The following is a 23,717-nucleotide window of genomic DNA, read 5'->3' on the forward strand; positions in this document are numbered from 1 at the left end:
CGCGCCGACAGCCAGTCCCTGCCACACAAAATACAGCAGCGACCAGCCCAGCGCGGGTATCAGCATGGCCAGGTTCATGGCTTGCCGGAACCTTTGTGGCTGAGGATTTTTTCGATTTCCAGGCGCTCCGCGTCGCTGACATGCTCGCGCAGCGCGGTCAGCACCAGCGCCTTGCCGGAGCCGGCAAACACCTTGCCGATCAGGTCCTTGAGCAGGCTGGTCTGCACTTTTTCCTGCGCCTCGACCGCCGCATACAACTGCGGCCGCCGGCTTTCATCGCGGCTCAGCAGGCCTTTGCCATGCATCAGCTGCAGCTGGCGCAGGACCGTGGCGTAGCTGGCATCGGCGCGCTCCAGCACCAGGCAATCGTAGACGGCGCGCGCGTCGAGCGGACCGCGCTGCCAGAGGATGCGCAGCAGTTCCAGTTCGGCGGCGGTGGGAGTGGGGAGTGGAATGGGTGTTGACATGACGCCAGCATACCCACACTAGAACTTTATGTCTAGAACTTTATTTCTAGATTATCCACCGCGCGTTAAAAATCACGCAACTGGTCGAACAGTTCATACAGGCGTTCCTGCTGCACCAGCGCCGGGCCCTGCCCGCCCAGCTCCGTTTCCAGTTGCACCAGCACATCGGCCAGCACGGCATAGATTTCCTCGCGCTCCACGGTTTCGATGATGCCGGAGCGTTCCATCTTGTTGAAATCCTCCGTGTAAGCCGTGACCATGGCGTCCAGCGCGGCGGCCGCTTCCGCCGCAGGCATGCCGGCGTCGATGGCGCGCGTGGCAGCCAGCAGGTTCTTGTAGGCCAGCGCCGCCTTCTTTGCCTGGGCTGCGGAAATCTGCTCGCGACCGTCCCAGTCGCGAAACGGATTGTGCAGATTCTCGGCCAGCCATTCCGGTTTGCGCGGCTTGCTGATCGACAAGTCCAGGCCCTGCGCGGCCGCCTTCTTGTACGCCGTCTTGACGGCCTTGGCCACGTCCGCCGGCAGGCTGGTCATCCACAGGCTGGCCAGGTTCGGCAACTGTTCCGGCGATGGAAACTCGTCCGCGCCAAAGCCGAACACGTCAAACGTGGTCAGCATCTGCAATTGTGGCAACTGCGCGATGCTGCGCAGATTGCGCGCCATGCCGGGCTTGCCCCAGAGGCGCAGCTCGCGCAGATGGGGAAAACGCTCGACCACCGGCGCCAGGTCCAGCTCCCTGACGCCGGTCAGCGACAGCGCGCCCAGGCGATCCAGGCCCTGCAGGACCGGCATTTCCTCCCCGCACTGCAAGCTCAGGTCGCGTCCCTGCTCCGCCTGTTCAACCTGCAGCTGCGGCGACGGCGTGGCGGTCAGCGAAAACAGTTGCAGGCCGGAATTGAGGCGCACACGGGTGACGCCATCGGGCTGCAGGACAAAGCGCTGCAGGTGCATGGCGCTGACATCGATCTCGGTCACCGTCGACGATTGCCAGTGCAGCTCGTTGATGAACGGATGCTGCCGGATATACGCCATCAGCTCGGGCGTGCCCTTGGCGGTTTCGATGGTCATCAGGCAAGGCAGCAGGTCCAGTTCGGACAGGTCCTTGACAGCGTCCAGTATGCTGTCGTTGATGCGGGTCGCGTCCTGCTTGAAGACGTGGCCGCCGACAATCACCTTGTTGCCGCCCGACGCGGCCCGGAACTGCTTGCGCCGCGCGGGATCGATCTGCTGCCAGCTGCGCTGGCGCGCCATGCTGGCGCCCGTGTCCCAGCCGAACTTGTAGGTGTGGACCTCGTCTTCCACCAGCGGCGGCAGGTTGGCAATGAACACATGATCGGGCGGCACATTGGCCGTCACATAGCCGTGATCGAGGCGGTTGCGGACAAAATAATAGCTGTAGCGCAAGGGCTGCATGCGGCTGGCCGCCGCCGCGTCGGGCAAAGCGTCGCCCAGCCAGTCCAGCTGCAGCACGGCCGCCAGCGGCTTGCCCCTGGGCGTCCTGGGCGGCTGGATATGGGTCACCTGGCACGCCACGTACTGCTGCAGCTCCACTGAAAATACACTGTAGATATCACCGACATTTGCTGGCACTCGGATTTTCCTTTTACTTATGGATTGATATTCGCGGAGCATGAGGCGCAGTGCCCCGCGCTAGAATTCGCGCAGCGCAGCGAAGCGCTGTTGCAGCGCGGCCTGGTCGACCAGTGCGCCGCCCCGTTTTTCCAGTTCCTCCGCCAGTTGCGCCAGCACGTCCGTCAGCGCCGTGCCGATCTGTTCGCGCTCCGCCGTTTCGATCATGCCGCCGTGCCGGTCGAGCTGGTTGAACACGCCGACATAATCGCCGACCAGGGCAGTCAGCGCCTTGGCCAGGCTGGCGGCGTCGATCGCCGTATCGATGGCGCGGGTGCCGGCCAGCAGCTGCTTGTAGGCCTGCGCCGCCTTTTTTGCCTGGGCGGCGGAAATGCGCGCGTGACCGTCCCAGCCGCGAAACGGATTGAGCAGGTTGTCAGCCAGCCATTCCGGCTTGCGCGGCTGGGTAATGCGCAGCGCCAGTCCCTGCGCCGCCGCCTGTTTGAAGTTTGCCTTGATAGCCTGGGCCGCATCGGCCGGCAGGCTGCTCATCGACAAGGTGGTGAGGTGGGGCAATTGACCGGCGGTGGGAACATCCTCGGCGCCGTAGCCAAACAGATTATCGGCGGTAAACAACTGCAACCGTTTCAGCTGCGCGATAGCTGGCAGGTTCGTAAGCAGCCCCGGCTTGCCCCAGACGCGCAAGCGCTCCAGCATGGGAAAGCGCTGCGCCACCAGCGCCATGTCAAGTTCGCGCACATCGACCAGCGACAAGCCCGTGAGCCGGTCCAGGCCCTGGAATGGCGGTATGCCGTGTTCGCATTCCAGGGCAAGAAACTGCCCCTGATGCGCGTGTACCAGGCGCAAACCGGGCGACGGCGCCCCGCGCAAGGCCAGGGTATGCAGGATCTTGTTGAGCTTCAGGCAGGTGACGCCCGCCAGCTGCACGCTCAGGCGCGCCAGATTGCCGTGGCTGAAATCGAGCTCGGTGACAGTCGATGACTGCCAGCTCAGTTCATGGAGGAACGGATGCCGGGCGACATATTCCATCAGCTCATGCGTGCCATGGCGGGTGGCGACGCGCATCAGCCGCGGCAAGCGGTCCAGCTCGGACCAGTCGCTGACGGCGCGCAGGACACCGTCGTCGATCCTGGAGGCAGATGAGGGCAATAATTGCCCGCCAACCATTACATCGCCGTCAGCAACAGGCGCATTGAATTGCCGTTGCATGGCTTCATCGGCACGCTGGCGTTCTGCAACATACTCATTAACGAGATCGGCAACATTTGCTGGCACTCTGCTTCCTTTCAACGACCCCTGGCGGTGGAGGGTTGAAACATAGCAAATTTTCAGCGCCTCTGTCGTCCTGCTCAGTGCGCGTGCAGCTTGCGGTGCATGCGCCGCAAGCCCAGCCAGACGCCGGCCGCCACGAACGGCACCAGCGCACCCACCAGGATTTCCGGGTTGACGGGCAGGCCCATCACCTTGGCCGCCTTGCCCGTATAACTGAACAGGCCGATCACATAATAGGAAATCGCCGCCACCGACAGGCCTTCGACGGCCTGCTGCAGCTGCAGCTGCTGGGCAGCGCGCGCGTTCATCGATTGCAATATCTGCCGGTTCTGCAGCTCCTGCACGATGCCCACGCGGGTGCGCAGCAGGTCGTTGGTATTGGCAATGCGCTGCGCCATCGCTTCCTGGCGGCTGGCCATCGCTTCGCAGGTATGCATGGCCGGCGTCAGGCGGCGGTCCATGAATTCCTCGACCGTCGGAATGCCCTCGATGCGCACTTCGCGCAGTTCTTCGATGCGGGCGTTGACCAGGCCAAAATACGCTTTCGAGGCGGAAAAGCGGTAGCTGTTGTCGAGCGACAGTTTTTCGATGCGGGCCGCCAGGCGCGTGATGCGGTCGAGCAGCGTCTGCTCGGAGGTACTATCTTCGCCGCGCGCATTGTCGGTGGCGACCATGGCGGCGGCCAAAGTCGCCAGTTCGTTTTCAATCGCGTTCAGCGACGGCGCCGCCTGCATCGCGTACGGCAGGCCCAGCAGTGCGAACATGCGGTAGGTTTCGATTTCCAGCACGCGCTGCACCAGTCGGCCCGACTGCTGCGAGCGCATGCCCGCGTCGCGGATAATGAAGCGGCTGAAGCCGTCGGACTGGATCGTGAAATCGGTCCACAGTTCGCCGCCCTGCAGCACTTCGCTGCCAACCAGGGTATTGCCTTCGAAGACGTTCGACAAACCCGGCATGTAGGTGTCGGCCGGCTCGATGGCACGCTCGAGCACCACGTGGGCCGCCACCATCAGCTTGCCCTTCAGGCTGGCCAGCCAGTGCTGCGGCAACTGTTCCAGCGGCATGCCTGCGAACGCCTGCTCCACCGGCACCGGCGCGTCCGGATGTTCGGCAAAGGTGAAAGTGGCGAACTCGGTATGGCATTCCCATTTCAGGCGAAAGCGGCCGAAATCGTAATAGAAATACTTGGCTTCGGCAGCGGGAGGCGTGACGCCGAAATGCGTGCACAGCGCCGCCAGCGTGGCGTGCTGGGCCTGCAGGTTCGACGTGCCGGCATCGGGCTGGTCGTTGCTGTAGACGGCCAGATGCGTGATCAGTTCCGGCGCATCGAGTTGCAAGAACGGCCGCGAGTGGATCTCGGCGGCCAGCGGCACGCGCAAGGCGTGGTTCAGACTGGTGTTAATCAAGTGCATGGATAGGCGATAAAGTTGCAAATTGCTGAGCCCCTTGCTGGCGGCAGATTGTTACAGTGTAACAAAGCCGCCGCCATGCCTGACTATCAGTTGCTTTTCACTACCTCTTGTTTGGGCTGAACGGCGGCTTGCCGCGTGCCCAGCCACCAGAAAAACGCAGCAAATGCCACCGCCGCCGCCTGCCCCATGGCCAGCTTGAAACCGCTGTCGAACAGCAGCGGCGCGACAAAGCCGGACACCAGCGCAAACAGCACCATCTGCACGAAGTTCTGCAGGGATGCGGCCAGTCCGCGCATCTGCGGGAAAATATCGAGCGTGGACATGGTCATGCCCGGCAGCGCGATCGACATGCCGAACGCATACAGCGCCACCGGCGCCACGGCAAACGGAATGCTGGCGACAAACCAGTGGTTGTACGCCATGTTCAGCACACCGGTGGCCGCCATCACCAAGAGGCCGCGCCGCACCAGGGTTGCGCTGGGCACGGTATGGGCCAGCTTGCCCGACAGCGCGGACCCCAGCACCAGGCCCGCCACCATCGGCACGAACATCCAGCCGAACGCCGTTTCCGGCAGGCGCAGCAGGTCGAGGATAAAGTGCGGCGCCGAGGCGATATACAGCGCAAAGCCGCCAAACGCAAACGCCACCGCGAGCGAGCGCAGCAGGAACACCTGGTGGCGCAGCGCCTGCCAGTAATTGGCGGCGATGGTGCCGGGATGAAACGGCTGGCGCTGCGCGGCAGGCAGGCTTTCCGGCAGGCCTTTCAGGCAGGCCAGCATCAGCAGCACCGTGACGGAAAAGGTGAACACGAAAGTCGACTGCCAGCCATACGCCACGTGCAGCCAGCCGCCGATAATCGGCGCGATGGCGGGCGCGATGCCGAACACCATCATGATATTGGCCAGCATCTTTTGCGCGGCCGCGCCGGAGAGCGAGTCGCGCACGATGGCCTGGCCGATCACCCTGCCCGCACCGGCCGAGGCGCCCTGCATGCCGCGGAAAAACAGCAGCCAGCCGAAGCTCGGCGCAAACGCGGCGCCGATCGAGCCGACGGCGAAGATCAGCAGCGAGCCGAGGATCACGGGACGGCGGCCGAACGAATCGGACAAGGTGCCATAGAACAGGGTCATGAAGGCATAGGCGGCCAGGTAGACGCTCAGCGTCTGCTGCACCAGCACGCTGCTGACATCGAAATGGGTGGCGATCGCGGGGAACGACGGCAAGAACGTATCGGTGGCGAACGGACCCAGCATGGACAGGCCGGCCAGCACCAGCGTCAGGTTGCGCGCCTTCATGCGTTCACCTGTGCGTATTGCGCGCGCAGGCCCTCGAGCGCGGCCAGCGAGAACTGCGCGATATGGCGCGCGATGCTGGCAATGCCGGCCTCGTCATAGGTGATTTCCGGCGCGACAAGCTCATGCACGATGCGCGAGCGCGCGTAGAACACGGCCTGGCCGATCACGCTGAACACGCATTTCTGCACCACGTCGGCCGGCATGGCAGGACCCGTCACGTCACGGATCAGGCTGGTAAACAGCGCATGCTGCGGGCGAACATTGCGCTCGGCCAGCTTGTGGATGGCGGCCGTCGGTTCCAGCAGTTCGCGCGCCACCAGGCGGCTGAACAGCGTGGCCGAACCACAGCGCAGCATGTCGGACACCAGCGCTTCGATCGCCAGGCGCAGCTGTTCGGCAGGCGGCAGGTCGGCCGCCGCGCTCGCTTCAGCCACCGTCCGCGCCGAAGCGCCAGCCAGTTCGCGCGCATGGTCGAAGGCGGCCAGGTGCAGCTCTTCCTTGCTGTGGAAATAATAATTGACCATCGCCACATTGACGTGGGCCGCGTCGCAGATCTTGCGCACGGAGGTGGCTGCATAGCCGTGTTCGGCAAACAGCTCGGCGGCCGTTTGCAGGATGCGCGCGCGCGCCGGTTCCTGCGCATTCGCAGGTTCGGGAGTGATGTCCAGGCTCATTTTTTACCAAGCGGTTAAACAGATGTTTGAAATCATATCAAACATCTGTTTAATTTTCAAATGAACATGGTGCGTAGGTCGGATTAGCGGCGCGCAGCGGCGCGTAATCCGACAACATTGTTGGCGCTAACTATGGTGTCGAATTGCGGCCCTTTGGGCCTAATCCGACCTACGTGTTGCCATCAATGCCCGGCATGTGCTGCAGGAGCGCCACCAAGCGGCCGCGCCACGGCCGTCACTTCGATGATTTCGCGGTGCCTGTCTTCGCCTTCGACCACCAGGCTCAGCGGAATCTTGTCGCCGGCCTTGACCTGGCCTTTCAGGTTCAGCAGCATCACGTGGTAGCCGCCCGGTTTCAGCTCGACGGCCTTGCCGGCCGGTAGCGCGATTTCCTTGACCTGGCGCATGCGCATCATGTTGTCGGCCATGCTCATTTCATGGATCTCGGCCGTGCCGGCCACGCTGGCGCGCACTTCGACCAGGCGCATGGCTTTCGGCGCCGTGATCTGCATGAAGGCGCCGGTGGCCTTCTGCTGCGGCACGGTGGCGCGCACCCACGGGTCGGTGACGGTGACGGCGCTTTGCGCGGCAGCGGAGAACGACAAGACGGCCAGGGTGGCGGCAACAACGGTTTTCAGATGGAACATGGTTAAATCCTTTCGATGTTTATAACGTGTATTTGGCGGTCATCAGGGTCTTGATGTCCTGCGCGCATTCGTCAGCCGTCATCTGGTGCTTGAGGCCCAGGCGCATGCGGCCCTGCGGATCGAGCACGTAGCTGATGGCCGTGTGGTCCATGGTGTAGGAGCTGCCGCTGGCCACGCGGCGGTAGAACACCTTGTAGTTGAAGGCGGTCTGGGCCGTGTTTTGCGGATCGGTGCGCAGCCCGAGGAAGGTCGGATCGAACGCGCGCATGTATTCACCGAGCAATGCCGGCGTGTCGCGCTCGGGGTCGATGCTGATAAAGATCACCTGCAGCTTGCCGGCATCCGCGCCCAGCTTGTTGCGGATTTCCACGGCGCGCGACAGCGCTGTCGGGCAGACATCCGGGCATTGCGTGAAGCCGAAAAAGACCATCACATACTTGCCCTTGAAGTCGGCCAGCGTATATACGCGGCCGTCCGGGCCGCTCAGCTTGAAGTCGGGCTTGTAATCGCCTCCCGTCAGATCCATGCCGTTGTAATGGGGTTTCGGTGCTTGCTCGCAGGCAGCAAGCGTGAGCAATCCCGCCGTGCCGGCGAGCAGAAAAAGACGACGTTTCATAGGTATTCAGGCCCGATGGGCGTAGCAGGACAAAAAACATGCCGCAGCAAGCGCGGCGGAAAAATGGAAGCGTCAGCCGGCCGCCGGTGGACCGCGCGGGCGCGCAGCCGTCCACGAGAACAGCGGCTGTGGCGCCTGGTAGTACAGCGGCGGATACCGGTCGTGGCCCGTGACCACGGCCACCAGTGGCGGTGGCGCAGGCGGCAGGGCCAGGCTGCCCGCATGGTGCATGCAGTACAGGCAATGTTCGATATGCTGCGGGGCATCCTGGCCGGACCACGGCGCCAGCTCGGCCTGGGTGTAGACAGCGCCGCTGGACGAGCAGATCTCGGTGGCGGCACCCGCTTGCGAAGAGGAAAATGCATGGGACAGCGGCGGCAACAGGGCATTGAGCAGCAGCGCCAGGCAGGCGAACCACAGAAGCAGATGCTTGCGCTTGATAAAAATTCCCATGCCGCGATTATAGCGGAGTATCAAGCGGCGGGTCCTGGCCCGCCGAGGAACAGTGTCGGGCGCACGCCGGCCACATCGGTGCAGGCGTCGCAGAAGGCAGGCACCGAGGCGAAGCCGGAGCCGGCCGCCACTTCCGCCAGGCCACGTCCGTCGCTGCCATCGGCTTGCGCGGCCGTATGCAGCGCATGCGCCAGGCGCTGTTCGCGCACCAGGCTGAGCAAGGCTTCGCCTTCGGCAAACAGCCGCGCGCGCGCCTTGTGCGGCGTGACCTGCCACAAGGCAGCCAGCCGGCTGGCCGTCCACTGCCCTTGCGGCGCATGAAAGATATGACGCGCCAGCGCGCGGCTCCAGCGCTTGCCGCTGCCATCGTGTTTGTCTGTGTCGTCCTGTTCCAGCGCCAGGCTGAACACGGCCGGTTTGCCGCGTCCCGGCATCACATCGCAGGCAAAGCGCAGAAAGGCCGGCACCACAAAGCTGTCGCCGCTGCCCAGTTTTTTGACGGCGATGTCATTGTGCAAGGTCACAAAACCCTGGCGCACGGTGACGCGCAGGCGCAGCGGAAAGCGCAGGCCCAGCAGATGCATCGGGGAATGGGAAACCAGGGCCATGCGTCAGTTCGCTTCAGTTTGCCAGCGGCCAGCATGCCATGCCGGATCGTAAAAGTCTGTCATCACAGCGACGCCGCGCCGTACAGACGCAAGCCTTCGAGGTCGACCACGCGGATCGCCTGCCAGGCTATGCTGATCAGGCCCAACTCGGCCAGGCGGCCCAGCGCCAGGTTGACGCGCTGGCGCGAAATGCCGGTCAGCATGCCGATTTCCTCCTGCGACAGCTCAAGCACCCTGGAGGTGCGCGGATATAGCATCGGGTGGAACAGCTGCGCGATCGCCTGCGCCACCTGCGCGTCGACACCGAGCAGGCGCTGGTTCTGGATGGTGGCGATAAACTGCCCCATGCGCTCGTTGAGCTGGCGGATCACGAAGGCGTTGAACGACAGGCTTTCGGCCAGCAGGCGGTGGAACAGCTCGGCCGGCACCAGCAAAATGCCTGAAGCGCGCACGGCCACCACGTCATAGCGGCGCAATTCGCGTTTCAGCACGCTGCCTTCGCCGCACCAGCCGCCGGCCGGCACGCCGGAAAAGGTGGCGCCGCGGCCATCGGCGTTATACACGGCCAGCTTGATCAGCCCGGCATGCACGCCGATCCAGTGCTGCGACGGCTCGCCACGGCGCGTGATGACGGCGCCCGCCTCGAACTGGCGCAGCTCGCTGCCGGCGCGCAGCAGCGCCTGGTGGCCGGCGTCCAGAGCCTGGAACCATACATGGCTGTCGAGTTCGGGCAGTGCGTGATCCATTTCATCCTCGTCAGATTTCGCCTCAGCTGTCGCTAAGATGACAGTGAATTTTCAGTACTGGTGCTATGCTGGCATGCACCAGCCCCGCACACAGGGAGCAGCAGACTTTCAATCAGGAGACCAACCATGACACCCGATTTCAATACCGGCCTGGGCAAGAACAGCGCCAACTATGCCGCCCTTACCCCGCTCGACTATATCGCCCGGGCTGCCGAAGTATATGGCAATCGCCTGGCAATTGCACATGGCAGCGTGCGCCAGAACTGGCGCGACACCTATGCGCGCACGCGCCGCCTGGCGTCCAGCCTGGTGAAACTGGGCATCGGCATTGGCGACACGGTGGCCGTGATGCTGCCCAACACCCCGGCCATGGTGGAGGCGAGCTTTGGCGTGCCGATGGCCGGCGCCGTGCTCAATGCCCTCAATATCCGGCTCGACCTCGCCTCGCTGACCTTCATGCTGCGCCACGGCCAGGCCAAGGTCCTGCTGGCCGACACGGAATTTGCCGAACTGGCGCGCCAGATGGCCGAGCAGATTCCCGGCCTGCGCGTGATCCAGGTCAACGACGAACTGGGACCGCAGGTGGAAGCCTTTGCCGAACTCGATTACGAAAGCCTGCTGGCCAGCGGCGACCCCGATTACGCCTGGCAGCCGCCCGCCGACGAGTGGGATGCGATCGCCCTCAACTACACGTCCGGCACCACGGGCGACCCGAAAGGCGTGGTCTACCATCACCGCGGCGCGGCCTTGAATGCCCTGTCGAATATTCTGGAGTGGGACATGCCCAAGCACGCGGTCTATCTGTGGACGCTGCCCATGTTCCACTGCAATGGCTGGTGCTTTCCCTGGACCATCGCCGCGCGCGCCGGTGTCAACGTGTGTCTGCGCAAGTTCGAACCGAAGCTGGTGTTCGACCTGATGCGCGAATTGCGCGTCACCCATTACTGCGCGGCGCCCATCGTGCATGCGGGACTGGCCAATGCGCCGGCCGGCTGGCGCGAGGGCATCGACTGGCCCGTGCGCGGCATGGTGGCGGGCGCACCGCCGCCAGCGGCGATGGTGGCCAAGATCGAGGCGATGGGTTTCGATCTGATCCACTCGTATGGCCTGACGGAAGTGTACGGCCCGGCCGCCATCTGTGCCGAGCAGGAGGAATGGGCCTGGCTGTCGCCGGAGGAGCGGGCCGTCATGAAGTCGCGCCAGGGCGTGCGCTACCACCTGCAAAGCGAGGTGGCCGTGATCGATCCGGAGACCATGCAGCCGGTGGCCAGCGATGGCGAACAGATCGGCGAGATCATGTTCAGAGGCAATATCTGCATGAAGGGCTACCTGAAGAATGAAAAGGCGACGCAGGAGGCGTTTGCCGGCGGCTGGTTCCATACGGGCGACCTGGGCGTGCGCTATCCGGACGGCTATATCAAGCTCAAGGACCGCAGCAAGGACATCATTATTTCGGGCGGCGAGAACATCTCCAGCGTGGAGGTGGAGGATGCCTTGTACCACCACCCGCAGGTGCTGGCCGCCGCCGTCATTGCCCAGCCCGACGAAAAGTGGGGCGAGACGCCGTGTGCGTTCGTGGAACTGCGCGAAGGAGCCAGCGTGACGGAAGCCGAGCTGATCGCCTTTTGCAGAAACAACCTGGCCGGCTTCAAGGTGCCGAAAGCCATCTATTTCGGCCCCCTGCCGCGCACCTCGACCGGCAAGATCCAGAAGTTCGAACTGCGCAAGCGCATGCAGTCCGACAAGGCGATCGACGTTTGACCGCGCTCGGACCCGATTCAGGCGTTGGCCGGCTGCGCCACCACCAGCCGTGAAAAGCTGGCGATGCAGGCCAGCGCCGCAAAGCCGGCCGCCAGCAACAAGGCATAGGTGGTGCCGCGCGTGGCCGAAATGGTGAAGCAGTAGGCCACCAGCGCGGCGCCCGTGGCCTGCCCGACCAGGCGCGAGGTGGCCACCACGCCGCTGGCGCCGCCGCTGCGCTCGGGCGGCGCGCTGCCCATGATGGCTTTCAGGTTCGGCGCCTGGAAAAAGCCGAAACCGATGCCGCACAGCGCCATGCGCCAGGCTATGTCGAAGACGCCGGGGCCAGCCGGTATCCACACCAAGGTCAGCAAGCCGGTGGCCAGCGCGGCCAGGCCAATGCCGCCCAGCAGGCCCGACGAATAACGGTCGCTCAGCCGGCCGGCAATCGGCGCCATCACCGCCACCAGCACCGCCCACGGCGTCATCAGGAAACCCGTCTCGATCGGCGAGCGGCCCAGGGTCACTTCAAAATAGAACGGCAGCGACACAAACGCCAGGCCCTGCGCGGCAAACGTGCAGATCGCCGTCATCGATGACAAAAAGAACAGCGGCCGGCGAAACAGGTCGACCGGCAGCATCGGCGCCTGGTGTCCCCTTTGGCGGCGCAGCAGCAGCACGAAGAAGATCACCACCGCCACCAGTTCCGGCAACAGGGTCGACACGGCCGCATGGTGGGCCGCGTCGCCGAACAGCAGTATCAATACACCGAATGCGCCCACGTTGTACAGCGCCGTGCGCGCATCCATCTTGTGGCCGGACAGGCGGGTGGCCGGCAGCATGCGGCTGGCGACAAACCAACCGGCCAGCCCCAGCGGCACATTGATGGCGAACAGCCACGGCCAGGAGGCGGTGGCCAGGATCAGCGAGGCGGCCGTGGGGCCGATGGCAAACGCCACGGCGACGACCAGCGAGTTGGTGCCGAACGCCCTGCCCTGCAAGTGTTTCGGATACAGCACGCGCAGCAGCGCCGTATTGACGCTCATCATGGCGCTGGCGCCCACGCCCTGGAACAGCCGCGCCACCACCAGGGTCGGCAGCGACCAGGCCATGGCGCAGGCCAGCGACGCCAGCGTGAACAAGAACATGCCCGACAAAAACACGCGGCGGTAGCCGACGATTTCGCCAAGCGAGGAAAACGGCAGCAGGGTCGCCACCATCGCCAGCTGGTACACATTGACGATCCACACGGACGCGGCCGGCGTCGTATGCAGTTCGCTGGCAATCGCCGGCAAGGCGGTATTGGCGATCGCCGTGTCGAGCGAAGCCATGCCGACGCCGATCGCCAGCGACAGCATGGCCCAGCCGCGTGCGCCGGGCGGCAGGCCGTCTTCGCCGACCATTACCGGCTGCGCTGCGTTCTTCTTCATCGCGGCGACCCTATTTCTGGCAATCGATCACTTTGAAGTCCTTCGAGTAGCAGATGCGCAGCTCGCCCGAATTCTTTTCATAGCCGAGCCAGCGGCCTTTCAGCTGCGGGTTGTGTTCCTTCATCCACTGGAACAGTTCGTTTTTCGCCATGCTGGTGTCGGGCAGCTTCAACGCCTGGAACAGTTCGCGTTCCTTTTCGAAGTACTCCCTGGCCGTATCGAAATCGCAGGCGCCATGCTTTTCCCACTCGCCCTGCAGCAGCGCCTCGCCCGGCTGCATGCACATGTAGGGCAGGATCTCGCCCGGCGCCAGCTTCGGCAGGTTGCCCTTGCAATAGCGCGGATGCAGGTCGGTCTTGCGCGGCGGCGTGACGGAAAGATCGTCGCAGGTTGCCGGATTGGCCGACTGCGCCCACAGGCCGTGCACGATCCAGCCGAACTGGTTGCTTTCCGAACACTGGAAAGCCGCTTTCTTCGAGATTTCGCCGCGGCGGCGCTGGCTGTCGCAAAAGCCGGGCGACCACGACAGCGCCAGCATGAAGTAATCGGTGGGCACGTTGGTGCTCTGCTTGTAGCAGGTATTCTTTTCGTCCGACGGTTTGACGTCGTAATCGGCAAAACTGATATTGCGCGGCGCCACGCACTGGGCGTCGGCCGCATGGGCCAGGCCGCTGGCCAGGCTCAATAACAAAGGCAGGATAAAGCGCAACTGCATGGGAATCTCCTCCAGCGATGTAAAAACGCCGGCAACATGGTGCCGGCGCAGGATCATTCAAACAACGGGGCTCAGCAGACCTTGTGCATCCAGCCGTGCGTGTCGGCGGCCGTGCCGTGTTGCAGGCCCAGCAGCGCTTCGCGCAGGGCCAGCGTGACGGCGCCGTTTTCGTTATTGTTGATGGTCATTTCAAAACCGTTGGCCTTGGCCACGCCCACCGGCGTGATCACGGCGGCCGTGCCGCAGGCAAACACTTCGGTCATGCGGCCCGAGGCGATATCGTCGCGCCATTGCTGTACTGACAGCTTGCGCTCTTCGGTGGCGTAGCCGAGGTCTTTCGCCATTTCCAGCAGGCTGCGGCGGGTAATGCCCGGCAGCAGCGTGCCTGTCAGTTCCGGCGTGACCACGGTGACTTTCTCGCCATCTTTATAAACGAAGAACAGGTTCATGCCGCCCATCTCTTCGATGAATTCGCGGTGCACGGCATCCAGCCACACGACCTGGTCGCAGCCCTTCTCTTGCGCTTGCGACTGGGCCATCAGGCTGGCCGCATAGTTGCCGGCGCACTTGGCTTCACCGGTGCCGCCCGGCGCGGCGCGCACGAAGTCTTCGCTGATCCATACGGTGACCGGCTTCACGCCCTGCGGGAAATAGGCGCCGGCAGGCGAAGCGAACAGCACGAACAGGTATTCTTCCGACGGACGCACGCCCAGGTAAGGATCGGTGGCGATCATCAGCGGACGCATGTACAGGCTCTCGCCGGTCCTGGTCGGCACCCAGTTGCGGTCGATGGAAATGAGCGCGTCGCCCGCTTCCAGGAACAGGTCGACGGGAATCGCCGGCATGGCCAGGCGCGCGGCGCTGCGGTTGAAGCGCTCGGCGTTCTGTTCAGGACGGAAGGTCTTGATGCTGCCGTCGGGCTGGGCAAACGCCTTGTAGCCTTCGAAAATGGCCTGGCCGTAATGCAGCGAGGAAGCCGACGGGTCCAGCATCAACGGGCCGTAGGCTTTCAGCTCGCCCTGCTGCCACTTGCCGTCGCGGTAAGGAATCACCACCATATGGTCGGTAAACACGCGGCCGAAGGCCGGCTTGTTCATGCGCTCGCCGCGTTCGGCGTCGGACAGGGGGTGGGCGGATGGCGTGATGGCGAGATTCGGTGTGGAGGTGGTCATGGGCGTTCGAGGATAGTAGTAAAGACAGGCTGCTATTGTAGTCCTTCCGGCAGGACAGGATGGCATGCAGTATGCATGGCAAAACGTCCGGAGACAAGCGGGCCGGCGCGCGGCCGATCTGAGCCCGCCTGGCCCGAAGATTAGTGCGAATCATTCTCATTTGCGATATGATGGCGCCCTTGTCCGCCCTGCCAGCCAGAAAGTCGATTCATGAGCACACCCACCCTCGCCGGCGCACCGGCATCGCGCGCAACGCCCGCAGCGCAGCCACAGACAACTGCGCGCCGGCGCGCCACCATGCAATGGACCTGGCCCAGCTGGAAACAGGTGTGGTTCCAGCTGCACTGGTTTATCGGCATCACCGCCGGCACCGTGCTGATGATTATCGGCCTGTCCGGCGCCACGATCTCGTTCAAGGATGAACTGCTGGACCTGATGAATCCCGGCGTGCGCCATGTGGCGGTGGAAACGCGCGCGCCGCTGACGCCGGGCCAGCTGGCCAGCGTGGCCTCCAGCGAGCACGGCCAGCGGGTCGCCTCCGTTACGATGTATGCGCAACCGGGCGCCGCGCCGCGCGTGTCGTTTGCGCCGAAAGCGGGCCAGCGCCGTGGCGAGTCGGTGTATGTGCATCCGTACACGGGCGCGGCGCGTCCGGCACTGCAGGGCGCGGGCTTTTTCGAGTGGACCGAGTCCTTGCACCGCTGGCTGCTGCTGCCGCGCGAACCGGGCCGTCAGGTACTGGGCGCGCTGGCGCTGTGCCTGCTGGGCCTGGCGTTGTCGGGGCTGTACCTGCGCTGGCCGCGCCGCCCGCTCGACTGGCGTACCTGGCTGACGTTCGATCCGGCCCTGAAAGGCCGCTCGTTTTTGTGGAATCTGCACGCCGTGATCGGCACCTGGTGCCTGGTGGTCTACGTGATGCTGACCCTGACCGGCCTGTACTGGGCCTACGACGTCGTGCGCGACAATGTCGACGCCTGGGCCGGCAAGCCGCCGCGCACGGCGCAGGCACCGGCCAAACCGGGCGCCGGCCGCGAGAAAAAAGCCCCGGCGTCGATTGCACCGGCAGCCGATATCAGCCTGGCCTGGAACACCTTCCGGCAGCAGGCCGGCCAGTGGACGCTGGCCACCGTGCGCATGCCGGCACGCCCGAACGAGGCGGTACAGTTTACCTGGCTGCCTGCCGACGCACCGCATGAGCGCGCCCGCAATACGCTGTCGGTGATGCCGGCCGATGGCGCGATTACGGAAGGCAAGCGCCATGATCAGCAAGCGTTGGGCTCGCGTCTGGTGTCCATCATTTACCCGCTGCATATGGGCACCTACTTCGGTTTACCGGGCCGTATTATTGTCACCGTTGCCAGCCTGTGCATGCCGCTGTTCGGCATCACGGGCTGGATGCTGTACCTGGGCCGGCGCAAGGCCAGGCGCGCCGTCGCCGCCCAGCGCGCCATGCTCGGCGCCGGCGCGCCCGGCCCCCATGTCAGCGGCTTGCCGACCCTGGTCGCGTATGCCAGCCAGTCGGGCCAGGCCGAACGGCTGGCGCTGGAAAGCGCCCATGCGCTGCAGCAGGCCGGCGTGCCGGTTGACGTGCAATCGCTCGCCCAGCTGGCTCCCGCGCAGCTGCGCCAGTATGAACGGGCGCTGATCGTTGCCAGCACGTTTGGCGAAGGCGAAGCGCCGGACGGCACGCGCCGCTTTGCGCGCCTGCTCGACGATGCCGCCGCGGCGCAGCTGGCCGGCCTGGAATTTGGCCTGCTGGCGCTGGGCGACCGCCATTACACCGAGTTCTGCGGCTTCGGCCATGCGCTGGACCGCCGCCTGCAGGCGCTGGGCGCCACCCCGCTGTTCCCGCTGATCGAAGTCGACAGGCACGATGCGCATGCGCTGGCGAACTGGTCGCAGGCGCTGGCGCGCGTCAGCGGCAGCGACATCGACGCCATCGGCCGCCAGGAACAAGCGTCGTACGACGCGTGGACGCTCACGCGCCGCGTGCTGCTCAATCCGGGCAGCCAGGGCGGCGCGCTGTATGAAATCGCTCTCGCGGGACCGGCCGGAGCCGCCTGGCAAGCCGGCGCTCTGGCCGAAATCATCCCCTGCAACAGCGATGGCAGCGAAGGCGAAGACAGCGGCGGCAGCGTGCCGCATGCGCCGCGCAGCTATTCGCTGGCCTCGATGCCGTTCGATGGCGAACTGCAGCTGCTGGTGCGCCAGGAGCGCCATGCGGGAGACAACAATGGCGGCTACGGCGTGGCTTCGGGCTGGCTGACGCAGTTCGCGCCGCTGGGCGGCACCGTCCGCCTGCGCCTGCAGGCCAACCCGGCGTTCGCCCCCGCGCTCGACGACACGCCATGCATCTATATCGGCAACGGTTCGGGACTGGCCGGGCTGCGTTCGCACCTGCGCGCGCGCAAAGAAGCGGGGCTGGCCCGCAACTGGCTGCTGTTCGGCGAGCGCCAGCAGAGCGTGGACAGCGTCTGCGCGGCGGAACTGGAAGCGTGGCTGCAGGACGGCCACCTGGCACGGCTGGACCGCACCTACTCGCGCGATGGCGGTTCCCGCGAATACGTGCAGGATCGCCTGCGCGCCAATGCGGACGAGCTGCGCGCCTGGTTGCTGGAGGGCGCCATCATCCATGTCTGCGGCAGCCTGCAGGGCATGGCGGCCGGCGTCGACGCCGTCCTGCTGGAGGTGCTGGGCCAGGATGGGTTAGATACCTTGCGGGCCGCAGGCCGCTACCGGCGCGACGTGTATTGAGCGAAGTCTATTGACCCAGCACAAACACTGAAGCCGAGGCGGCGCCCTGTGTGGGCCGCCGCACGGTCAGCCCGCATCACGCGCCTACAGTAGGGACATTCTCCACCACTGCGAGGTGCGTCATGAAAAACCCCTGGATGAGCATGTACCTGAGCGCCACCAACCGCGTGGCCAATACGGCGCGCGGCCATGCGACGGCCGCCATCAAGCGCGAAGCGGCAAAAAGCACGCGGCAGCTGACGCAGGTCTGGTTCGATTCCCTGCTGCCGCCGGTTGGCAAACCGCCGCGGCGCCGCAAGCCGAAATAAGCCCAGACTTGGTGCAGTGCATCACAGCAATAAGTTGAACTTATCGCTATCTGACCTAAACTGCAAGCATGGTTTACCTGATGGCTACCGGCAGGCGCCGCATCCCCGCGCCGCTACCGGCATGCGGGGAGATGATCATGTTGACGCTCAAAGTATTGTCCTGCCTTGCCCTGTCGGCATTGCTGCTGGTGCCAGTCACGCTGTACAAGTCCAATCCCGCCGCCGTGCAGGCCGTGGACATTCCGCACGTGGATGCGCAGGCCATGTGGTCGCGCTGGGAGCGCCGCTAGCCTGGTGGAAATAAACCATTTTTCATGGCCAGGTTTTGCGTTTGATCCCATCGTAATTTTGATCCAGATCATGGATTTTGAGGTGCAGCGCGCCCACACTGGAACAGCCCGCTCAGCTTTGAACGGGCTCAGACAGGAGCTGGCATGTTCACATCTCAATGGAAAACCGACATGGCGCTGGGCGTCCCCGCCCTCGACGACGCGCACGAAGCGCTGTTCGACGAACTGGCGCGGCTGGAGCATCTTGCGCAGCTGGCCGACCCGAACTTCAGCGCCGGCTTTCGCGACCTGATCGCGGCCGTGGAACGCGATTTTCGCGAGGAAGAAGACCTGATGGAGGAAATCGGTTTTCCTTCGCTGGCCACGCACCGCGAGCAGCATGCGCGCGTGCTGAGCGGCCTGCACCACGCCTGGGCCGCCGTCGATGAAGGCGACCTGGCACAGGGACGGCAGGCGCTCGCGCTATTGCCGCAGTGGCTGCTGTTTCACCAGGCCACCATGGACCTGGCGCTGGCTGCGGCGCTGGAGCTGGTGCAGCGCAACTGAAACCTAGAGGAGCAGCACGGTGGCCTGCTCCGGCATCACCACGCGGTAGTGGCCCGGGTACTTGTCTTCGCCATCGAACACCTTGCAATACACGGGCTGGTTGATGTCGTTGACGGCCGGCTGGCTCATGGGGATCGTGGCGATCAGCTGCTCGCCCTGCATCAGCTGCAGCGCGCTGCCCTGCTCTTGTGCACAAAAGGCCAGCGATTGCACATCGCTGGCAAACGGCCGCTTGTACCACGGCGTGATCGCCCGCACGGCCAGCCGGGCGTCGTGCAGCACCTGCGCCACGCGCGCCACCGTCCAGGCATCGCGCGCCACGGACGGCTGGATCACCATGCTGGCCGTCAGCTCGCCCTTGCTCTTGTTGACCAGAAAACTGCCGCGCTGGCCGGCGATCTCTTCATTCAACGGCACGATAAACACGCCACCCTCCCCCACCTTGATCGGGATCGGCGCGCCATCGCCCTGCAGCGCCACCCGCACATCGTCGATGGTGGCACTGAGCTTGGCCGGAATCAGGCGCAGGGCCATCACCACGTTGCCGCGCGATACCTGCCATACTTTTTTTGCCGTCAGATAGCTGTCGCGGTAGGCGGTAAACCGCACGCGCGGCGCAATGCCGGACGGAGCAGCCGTGACCGTTACCGACTGCGGCGCCACTGCCGGCAACTCGGAGGCGACCGGTACGGGAGCAGATGCAGGCTGTTCCTGCACCGGCTGCGCTGCCGGGTCGGTCACGGGAAGTGAAGGCGCAGCCGGGCTGTCCTGCGACTGCCCCCGCACCGGCACGGCCGGCGCCGGCCCTTCCTGGGCATGGCCCAGCGACACGGCGCAGAACCATCCGGCACAGGCAATCCATGTACGCATGCAACTCCTTCATCTTGCAAAATGTCTTGCATGCATTATCGCAGATGCCTGTAAACCACGTCCATCACGGCAATGGCGCACTCTGTTGGTGCAAATACTTGCCAATTGAATCAATAAAAGCTATATTGATAATGATTCTCATTCACGCGAAGAATTGACGCTCCGATATCCAAGCCACACCGGGCCAGCCGCACGCCAGCGCCCCAGCCACTGCGCCATGCGCCAGAAGCGATAGGACACCCACAATGACAATATTCAGGATGATCATGTCTTTACACGCCCGTACCGCCCACCTCACCCACCTCGCCCGCCCCTCTCTGCGCCCGCTGCCCTGCCTGTTGCGCGTCGCCCTGCTCGGCCTGGCTGCCGGCGCCAGCCTGCCGCTGCTTGCCGCCGAGGCCGAGGCCGACCCGACCCTGCCGGCCGTTACCATTACCGGCCAGGCGGCCCAGACCACGGAAGGCACGCGCTCGTACACCAGCGGCGAAGCGCGCAGCGCCACGCGCATGGAATTGTCGCTGCGCGAAACGCCGCAATCGGTCAGCATCATCACGCGCGAGCTGCTCGACGACCTGGGCGCCGTGCGCCTGGACCAGGCGCTGGGTTTGACGACGGGCATCCAGGTGGGGCAGCAGGACAGCGAACGCACCAGTTTCTATGCGCGCGGCTTCAGCATCAACAATATCCAGGTGGACAGCATGCCGCGCGGCTCGAACTCGCCGCTGCAGGACACGGTGCTGTATGACCGCGTGGAAGTGGTGCGCGGCGCCAATGGCCTGATGGGCGGCACGGGCGACCCGTCGGCCACCATCAACATGATACGCAAGCGCCCGACGAAAACTTTCCAGGCCAGCGCGGGCGTGAGCCTGGGCCGCTGGGACAATCACCGTGTAGAGGCTGATATCTCGACGCCGTTCAGCCAGGATGGCAGCGTGCGCGGCCGCGCCACGGCCGCCTGGCAGGAACGCGACTCGTATTTCGACATGTACCACGAGCGCAAGACGGTCGGCATGGCCGTGCTGGAGGCGGATCTGCGTCCCGGCACGATGCTGACGGCCGGCATCGACTTCCAGGACAATACGCCGACCGGCGCCACCTGGGGCGCCGTGCCGTACTGGAATGCCGATGGCAGCCTGGCCAACCTGCCGCGCAATACCAGCCTGACCACGCCATGGAGCACCTGGGCCAACGACCAGCACACGCTGTTCGCCTCGCTGGACCAGCATCTGCCCGGCAACTGGAAGCTGCACCTGGGCTATGCGCGCACGGAAAGCAGCAACAACACCACGGTCGCCTATGCCGGTTCCGGCTATCCGAACCCGCTCACCGGCAAGGGCATGAGCTTGTGGACGGGCGCCTGGGGCGAAGGCAAGAGCATCGCCGACAATTTCGACCTGTACGCCAGCGGCCCGTTCAGTTTATTCGGCCGCAAGCATACGGCGATTGTCGGCTGGAACGGCGGCAATACCAAGTCCAAATCGCTCGGCGGCGATGCCGAGATCCTGTATCCGGCCCAGGTGCCCGACTACCACACATGGACCGGCAATATCCCGAAACCGGTCTTCACGCCGGACGGCTCATACACGCGCGACGTGACGCGCCTGGCCGGCGGCTACGTGGCCACGCGGCTGAGCCTGGCCGATCCGCTGCATGTGATCGTCGGCGCGCGCAGCAGCACGTATCGTACGGAAACGCGAGCCTGGAACACCAGCGGCGTGTATACCGGCGCCAGCGACTTTTCGGAAACGCGCAACGAGATCACGCCGTATGCAGGCGTGGTGTTCGACATCAATCCGCACTACTCGACCTACGCCAGCTACACGCAGTTGTTTACGCCGCAGTCGAACCGCGACCGCAACAACCATTTTCTCGATCCGGAAACGGGCGACAACCTCGAAGCGGGCGTGAAGGGTGAATTTTTTGACGGCAAGCTGAACGCGTCGGCCGCCGTGTTCAAGGTCAGGAAGAAAAACCTGGCCGAACTCGACACCACGGTGCCGCAAGGCTTTGTGCTGCCCGGCGGCGGCTCGGCCTACGTGGCCAACGGCGAAGGCATCAGCGCCAAGGGGATCGAGTTCGACGTGTCGGGCCAGCTGGCGCCGGGCTGGGAAGCGAGCGGCGGCTATACCTTCCTGAAGGCGGAAGACGCCGACGGCGCGCGCGCCGTGCCGAACCAGCCGCGCCATCTGCTGCGCCTGTCCACGGCCTACCGCTTCGACGGCCGCTGGCAGGGCCTGAAAGTGGGCGGCAGCGCCACCGCGCAAAGCGCCACCTACAGCGAAACCTGGTACGGCCGCCCGCCCGCGCGCGACCGTACGGCGCGCATTCCGCAGGCCGGCTACGCGCTCTACAGCCTGATGGCCAGCTATGCGGTGTCGCCGAAGAGCACGCTGCAGCTCAATGTCAGCAACCTGCTCGACAAGAAGTACTACCGCAACGTGGGCTTCTATGACAGCGTGTTCTGGGGTGAACCGCGCAATGTCAACCTGAGCTTGCGCACCACGTTCTAGTGGTTCAGCTGCGCCAGTGCGCCGGCGCCGGCAGCTCGTAGCCCGCGAGCAACGGACCGCCGGCCGGCGCCAGTATCGCACCGGCTACCTGTGCATACGCCTGCTGGCCGGCCGGCAAGTCGCTCGCCAGCAGGCGCTGGGCGCCATCGAGCTGCAGGGCGATGGCCGCATCGTGGGCGTGCAGGCGGCGAAACAGATGCTTGCCGCCGCCGCTCCACTGGCCCGCCGCGCGCAGGTGCAAATCGGCCAGCATGCCGTACAGGCCGCAGGCCACCGCCATCGCCTCGCCCGGGTGGCGGCTGTCAACCAGGTCTTCCAGTGCGTTGGTAATGGCATAGCGGCGCTGCCGCAGATTGTTTGTGTCGAGCGGCGGCGGTCCGGCCGCATGGGTAGCCTGCGCCAGCGCCAGCAGTTCGGCATGCTGCGCGCTGGCGGCCAGAATATTTTCGCCTTCGATCATCATCATCGCCAGCGGCACCGTGCCGCGCGGCGCGTCGATTTCCTCGCAAAAATACCGGAAGGTAGCCAGGTCGTGCGCAAACAATTCGACTGTCTGGCCTTCGTACACGATGGTATTGCGCCAGGCGGCATCCACATGGTCGAACAGCAGCAGCAAATCGATATCGGAGCTGGCCGTCTGCCGGCCGGTGGCGAACGAGCCGCCGATCACGGCCGCCACGGCGCCCCGATAACGTTCCTGCACCAGCCGCATGGCCCGCGCGCGGATTTCTTCATACGTTGCAATCGCTTCCATCAATACCCTCCTGATGCCATCGTACCTGCATTTCATTCCCTGATAAACTCGAACCTGTTCGCGCTCGCAAGGATAGGCAATGGACTGTGTGTACAAGATAATGCCCTCGCCCGTCGGCGAGCTGACGCTGGTGGCGCGCGGCGCCGCGCTGGCGGCCATCCTGTGGCAGCACGACCAGCCCACGCGGGTACGCCTGGGCCAGTTGCGCGAGGACCTGGCCCACCCGGTGCTGCTGCTGACGCAGCATCAATTGCAGGAATATTTTGCCGGCACGCGCCGGCAGTTCGACGTGCCGCTCGATTTTGCCGGTACCACTTTCCAGAAAGAAGTCTGGCAGGCGCTGCTGACGATACCGTTCGGCCAGACGCGCAGCTATGGCGAGATCGCGCGCCAGATCGGCCGGCCGGCAGCCGTACGGGCCGTGGGCGCGGCCAATGGCAAAAATCCCGTGTCGATTATCGCTCCCTGCCACCGCGTGATCGGCGCCAACGGGGCGCTGACGGGCTTTGCGGGAGGCCTGGAAGCCAAGCAGACCCTGCTGGCGCTGGAGGGCATTACGCTGTCGAGCGAGCGGGATGCGGCAAAAACAGGATTGGCCAGGCGCCGCGCCAGGGCTGTCGGCCTGGCCCAGGGCAGACTGTTCTAGCTATTTCCCCAATTATTCGCCCAGCAGCGCCAGCGACTCCGGCCGCGCCGCCTTACAAGCTTACGGGGCGCGCCGGGCACTGTGAATCCGAGTTTGCGCACCAGAGTGCTGCTCCTGGCAAATTGAATCTGGTTTTGCCGCTGATGTCCTGCCAGTAGAAAAGACAACAGGTGCGCCATTCGCGCACCGGATCTGGATATTTT

Annotated in this window: 23 protein-coding genes; 7 read left to right on the forward strand and 16 right to left on the reverse strand. The window is 64.7% G+C overall.

The features are described 5' to 3' along the window. Positions 1-74: 74 nt before the first annotated feature. The 11 genes from RTQ46_RS22930 to RTQ46_RS22980 all read right to left on the reverse strand — a co-directional run bounded on the left by RTQ46_RS22930 (position 75) and on the right by RTQ46_RS22980 (position 9,779). Complete coding sequence (locus RTQ46_RS22930; RefSeq protein WP_312439903.1) at positions 75-467, reverse strand: BlaI/MecI/CopY family transcriptional regulator; 393 nt, start codon at positions 465-467, stop codon at positions 75-77. 65 nt (positions 468-532) lie between these two features. Next, the gene (locus tag RTQ46_RS22935) at positions 533-2,056 is read right to left on the reverse strand and encodes a hypothetical protein (RefSeq protein ID WP_312439905.1); all 1,524 of its coding nucleotides are present in this window, start codon (positions 2,054-2,056) and stop codon (positions 533-535) included. Positions 2,057-2,116: 60 nt separating this feature from the next. Beyond that, on the reverse strand, positions 2,117-3,265 hold the full coding sequence (locus tag RTQ46_RS22940) for a hypothetical protein (RefSeq protein WP_312439906.1): 1,149 nt from the start codon (positions 3,263-3,265) through the stop codon (positions 2,117-2,119). A gap of 140 nt (positions 3,266-3,405) precedes the next feature. Beyond that, positions 3,406-4,740, reverse strand: a complete 1,335-nt coding sequence (locus RTQ46_RS22945; protein ID WP_312439907.1) for a DUF3422 domain-containing protein — start codon at positions 4,738-4,740, stop codon at positions 3,406-3,408. Positions 4,741-4,826: 86 nt separating this feature from the next. Then, complete coding sequence (locus RTQ46_RS22950) at positions 4,827-6,035, reverse strand: multidrug effflux MFS transporter (protein ID WP_312439908.1); 1,209 nt, start codon at positions 6,033-6,035, stop codon at positions 4,827-4,829. Then, the gene (locus tag RTQ46_RS22955; RefSeq protein ID WP_312439909.1) at positions 6,032-6,709 is read right to left on the reverse strand and encodes a CerR family C-terminal domain-containing protein; all 678 of its coding nucleotides are present in this window, start codon (positions 6,707-6,709) and stop codon (positions 6,032-6,034) included. Before RTQ46_RS22955 ends, RTQ46_RS22950 begins: the two co-directional genes overlap by 4 nt. A gap of 182 nt (positions 6,710-6,891) precedes the next feature. Continuing rightward, positions 6,892-7,356: a copper chaperone PCu(A)C gene (locus RTQ46_RS22960; RefSeq protein ID WP_312439910.1), complete on the reverse strand. Its 465-nt coding sequence runs from the start codon at positions 7,354-7,356 to the stop codon at positions 6,892-6,894. A gap of 19 nt (positions 7,357-7,375) precedes the next feature. Continuing rightward, entirely contained in the window at positions 7,376-7,972 is a 597-nt protein-coding gene (locus RTQ46_RS22965) for an SCO family protein (RefSeq protein WP_312439911.1), read from the reverse strand. Positions 7,973-8,044: 72 nt separating this feature from the next. Beyond that, positions 8,045-8,425, reverse strand: coding sequence for a DUF2946 family protein (locus tag RTQ46_RS22970; protein ID WP_312439912.1), 381 nt, complete (start codon positions 8,423-8,425; stop codon positions 8,045-8,047). Between the two features lie 20 nt (positions 8,426-8,445). Continuing rightward, on the reverse strand, positions 8,446-9,033 hold the full coding sequence (locus RTQ46_RS22975; RefSeq protein ID WP_312439913.1) for a hypothetical protein: 588 nt from the start codon (positions 9,031-9,033) through the stop codon (positions 8,446-8,448). 62 nt (positions 9,034-9,095) lie between these two features. Then, positions 9,096-9,779 (reverse strand): Crp/Fnr family transcriptional regulator, encoded by a 684-nt coding sequence (locus RTQ46_RS22980; RefSeq protein WP_312439914.1) that lies wholly within the window; start codon positions 9,777-9,779, stop codon positions 9,096-9,098. 126 nt (positions 9,780-9,905) lie between these two features. Here RTQ46_RS22980 and RTQ46_RS22985 point away from each other — a divergent pair, with 126 nt between their 5' ends. After that, positions 9,906-11,540 carry an acyl-CoA synthetase gene (locus RTQ46_RS22985; RefSeq protein WP_312439915.1) on the forward strand — a complete coding sequence of 545 codons (1,635 nt, stop codon included), beginning with the start codon at positions 9,906-9,908 and terminating at the stop codon, positions 11,538-11,540. Between the two features lie 17 nt (positions 11,541-11,557). On the opposite strand, the gene RTQ46_RS22990 is transcribed toward RTQ46_RS22985, so the two are convergent. The 3 genes from RTQ46_RS22990 to RTQ46_RS23000 all read right to left on the reverse strand — a co-directional run bounded on the left by RTQ46_RS22990 (position 11,558) and on the right by RTQ46_RS23000 (position 14,836). Further along, positions 11,558-12,949: an MFS transporter gene (locus tag RTQ46_RS22990; protein ID WP_312439916.1), complete on the reverse strand. Its 1,392-nt coding sequence runs from the start codon at positions 12,947-12,949 to the stop codon at positions 11,558-11,560. A 10-nt stretch (positions 12,950-12,959) separates the two neighbouring features. Further along, the gene (locus tag RTQ46_RS22995; protein WP_312439917.1) at positions 12,960-13,664 is read right to left on the reverse strand and encodes a ribonuclease T2 family protein; all 705 of its coding nucleotides are present in this window, start codon (positions 13,662-13,664) and stop codon (positions 12,960-12,962) included. 71 nt (positions 13,665-13,735) lie between these two features. Then, a complete protein-coding gene (locus RTQ46_RS23000) occupies positions 13,736-14,836 on the reverse strand; it encodes a branched-chain amino acid aminotransferase (RefSeq protein WP_312439918.1) in 1,101 nt (366 codons plus the stop codon). Between the two features lie 297 nt (positions 14,837-15,133). On the opposite strand from RTQ46_RS23000, the gene RTQ46_RS23005 reads away from it, so the two are divergent. The 4 genes from RTQ46_RS23005 to RTQ46_RS23020 all read left to right on the forward strand — a co-directional run bounded on the left by RTQ46_RS23005 (position 15,134) and on the right by RTQ46_RS23020 (position 18,734). Next, positions 15,134-17,590 carry a sulfite reductase flavoprotein subunit alpha gene (locus RTQ46_RS23005; RefSeq protein ID WP_312439946.1) on the forward strand — a complete coding sequence of 819 codons (2,457 nt, stop codon included), beginning with the start codon at positions 15,134-15,136 and terminating at the stop codon, positions 17,588-17,590. Positions 17,591-17,712: 122 nt separating this feature from the next. Beyond that, entirely contained in the window at positions 17,713-17,898 is a 186-nt protein-coding gene (locus RTQ46_RS23010) for a hypothetical protein (protein ID WP_312439919.1), read from the forward strand. Positions 17,899-18,035: 137 nt separating this feature from the next. Further along, on the forward strand, positions 18,036-18,188 hold the full coding sequence (locus RTQ46_RS23015) for a hypothetical protein (RefSeq protein ID WP_312439920.1): 153 nt from the start codon (positions 18,036-18,038) through the stop codon (positions 18,186-18,188). 144 nt (positions 18,189-18,332) lie between these two features. Beyond that, complete coding sequence (locus RTQ46_RS23020) at positions 18,333-18,734, forward strand: hemerythrin family protein (protein ID WP_312439921.1); 402 nt, start codon at positions 18,333-18,335, stop codon at positions 18,732-18,734. A gap of 3 nt (positions 18,735-18,737) precedes the next feature. Here the strand turns inward: RTQ46_RS23020 and RTQ46_RS23025 are convergent, their stop codons facing one another. Continuing rightward, positions 18,738-19,604 (reverse strand): hypothetical protein, encoded by an 867-nt coding sequence (locus RTQ46_RS23025; RefSeq protein WP_312439922.1) that lies wholly within the window; start codon positions 19,602-19,604, stop codon positions 18,738-18,740. Between the two features lie 266 nt (positions 19,605-19,870). Between RTQ46_RS23025 and RTQ46_RS23030 the strand changes: the two genes are divergently transcribed. Continuing rightward, positions 19,871-22,114: a TonB-dependent siderophore receptor gene (locus RTQ46_RS23030; protein ID WP_312439923.1), complete on the forward strand. Its 2,244-nt coding sequence runs from the start codon at positions 19,871-19,873 to the stop codon at positions 22,112-22,114. A 4-nt stretch (positions 22,115-22,118) separates the two neighbouring features. On the opposite strand, the gene RTQ46_RS23035 is transcribed toward RTQ46_RS23030, so the two are convergent. Next, the gene (locus RTQ46_RS23035; protein ID WP_312439924.1) at positions 22,119-22,868 is read right to left on the reverse strand and encodes a nucleotidyltransferase domain-containing protein; all 750 of its coding nucleotides are present in this window, start codon (positions 22,866-22,868) and stop codon (positions 22,119-22,121) included. Between the two features lie 79 nt (positions 22,869-22,947). Here RTQ46_RS23035 and RTQ46_RS23040 point away from each other — a divergent pair, with 79 nt between their 5' ends. Continuing rightward, positions 22,948-23,514, forward strand: a complete 567-nt coding sequence (locus RTQ46_RS23040) for a methylated-DNA--[protein]-cysteine S-methyltransferase (RefSeq protein WP_312439925.1) — start codon at positions 22,948-22,950, stop codon at positions 23,512-23,514. Positions 23,515-23,717: the final 203 nt, after the last annotated feature.

Source organism: Janthinobacterium sp. (assembly GCF_031995485.1).
GTDB lineage: Bacteria > Pseudomonadota > Gammaproteobacteria > Burkholderiales > Burkholderiaceae_D > Janthinobacterium.

Coding starts and splice junctions, on each gene's coding strand:
- RTQ46_RS22940 (WP_312439906.1), bottom strand. CDS start 3,265: ATGCAACGGCAATTCAATGCGCCTGTTGCTGACGGCGATGTAATGGTT.
- RTQ46_RS23020 (WP_312439921.1), top strand. CDS start 18,333: ATGTTCACATCTCAATGGAAAACCGACATGGCGCTGGGCGTCCCCGCC.
- RTQ46_RS23015 (WP_312439920.1), top strand. CDS start 18,036: ATGTTGACGCTCAAAGTATTGTCCTGCCTTGCCCTGTCGGCATTGCTG.
- RTQ46_RS22955 (WP_312439909.1), bottom strand. CDS start 6,709: ATGAGCCTGGACATCACTCCCGAACCTGCGAATGCGCAGGAACCGGCG.
- RTQ46_RS23040 (WP_312439925.1), top strand. CDS start 22,948: ATGGACTGTGTGTACAAGATAATGCCCTCGCCCGTCGGCGAGCTGACG.
- RTQ46_RS22975 (WP_312439913.1), bottom strand. CDS start 9,033: ATGGCCCTGGTTTCCCATTCCCCGATGCATCTGCTGGGCCTGCGCTTT.
- RTQ46_RS23010 (WP_312439919.1), top strand. CDS start 17,713: ATGAAAAACCCCTGGATGAGCATGTACCTGAGCGCCACCAACCGCGTG.
- RTQ46_RS22985 (WP_312439915.1), top strand. CDS start 9,906: ATGACACCCGATTTCAATACCGGCCTGGGCAAGAACAGCGCCAACTAT.
- RTQ46_RS22960 (WP_312439910.1), bottom strand. CDS start 7,356: ATGTTCCATCTGAAAACCGTTGTTGCCGCCACCCTGGCCGTCTTGTCG.
- RTQ46_RS22950 (WP_312439908.1), bottom strand. CDS start 6,035: ATGAAGGCGCGCAACCTGACGCTGGTGCTGGCCGGCCTGTCCATGCTG.
- RTQ46_RS22990 (WP_312439916.1), bottom strand. CDS start 12,949: ATGAAGAAGAACGCAGCGCAGCCGGTAATGGTCGGCGAAGACGGCCTG.
- RTQ46_RS22970 (WP_312439912.1), bottom strand. CDS start 8,425: ATGGGAATTTTTATCAAGCGCAAGCATCTGCTTCTGTGGTTCGCCTGC.
- RTQ46_RS22965 (WP_312439911.1), bottom strand. CDS start 7,972: ATGAAACGTCGTCTTTTTCTGCTCGCCGGCACGGCGGGATTGCTCACG.
- RTQ46_RS23025 (WP_312439922.1), bottom strand. CDS start 19,604: ATGCGTACATGGATTGCCTGTGCCGGATGGTTCTGCGCCGTGTCGCTG.
- RTQ46_RS23000 (WP_312439918.1), bottom strand. CDS start 14,836: ATGACCACCTCCACACCGAATCTCGCCATCACGCCATCCGCCCACCCC.
- RTQ46_RS22930 (WP_312439903.1), bottom strand. CDS start 467: ATGTCAACACCCATTCCACTCCCCACTCCCACCGCCGCCGAACTGGAA.
- RTQ46_RS22945 (WP_312439907.1), bottom strand. CDS start 4,740: ATGCACTTGATTAACACCAGTCTGAACCACGCCTTGCGCGTGCCGCTG.
- RTQ46_RS22995 (WP_312439917.1), bottom strand. CDS start 13,664: ATGCAGTTGCGCTTTATCCTGCCTTTGTTATTGAGCCTGGCCAGCGGC.
- RTQ46_RS23005 (WP_312439946.1), top strand. CDS start 15,134: ATGCAATGGACCTGGCCCAGCTGGAAACAGGTGTGGTTCCAGCTGCAC.
- RTQ46_RS23030 (WP_312439923.1), top strand. CDS start 19,871: ATGTCTTTACACGCCCGTACCGCCCACCTCACCCACCTCGCCCGCCCC.
- RTQ46_RS23035 (WP_312439924.1), bottom strand. CDS start 22,868: ATGGAAGCGATTGCAACGTATGAAGAAATCCGCGCGCGGGCCATGCGG.
- RTQ46_RS22980 (WP_312439914.1), bottom strand. CDS start 9,779: ATGGATCACGCACTGCCCGAACTCGACAGCCATGTATGGTTCCAGGCT.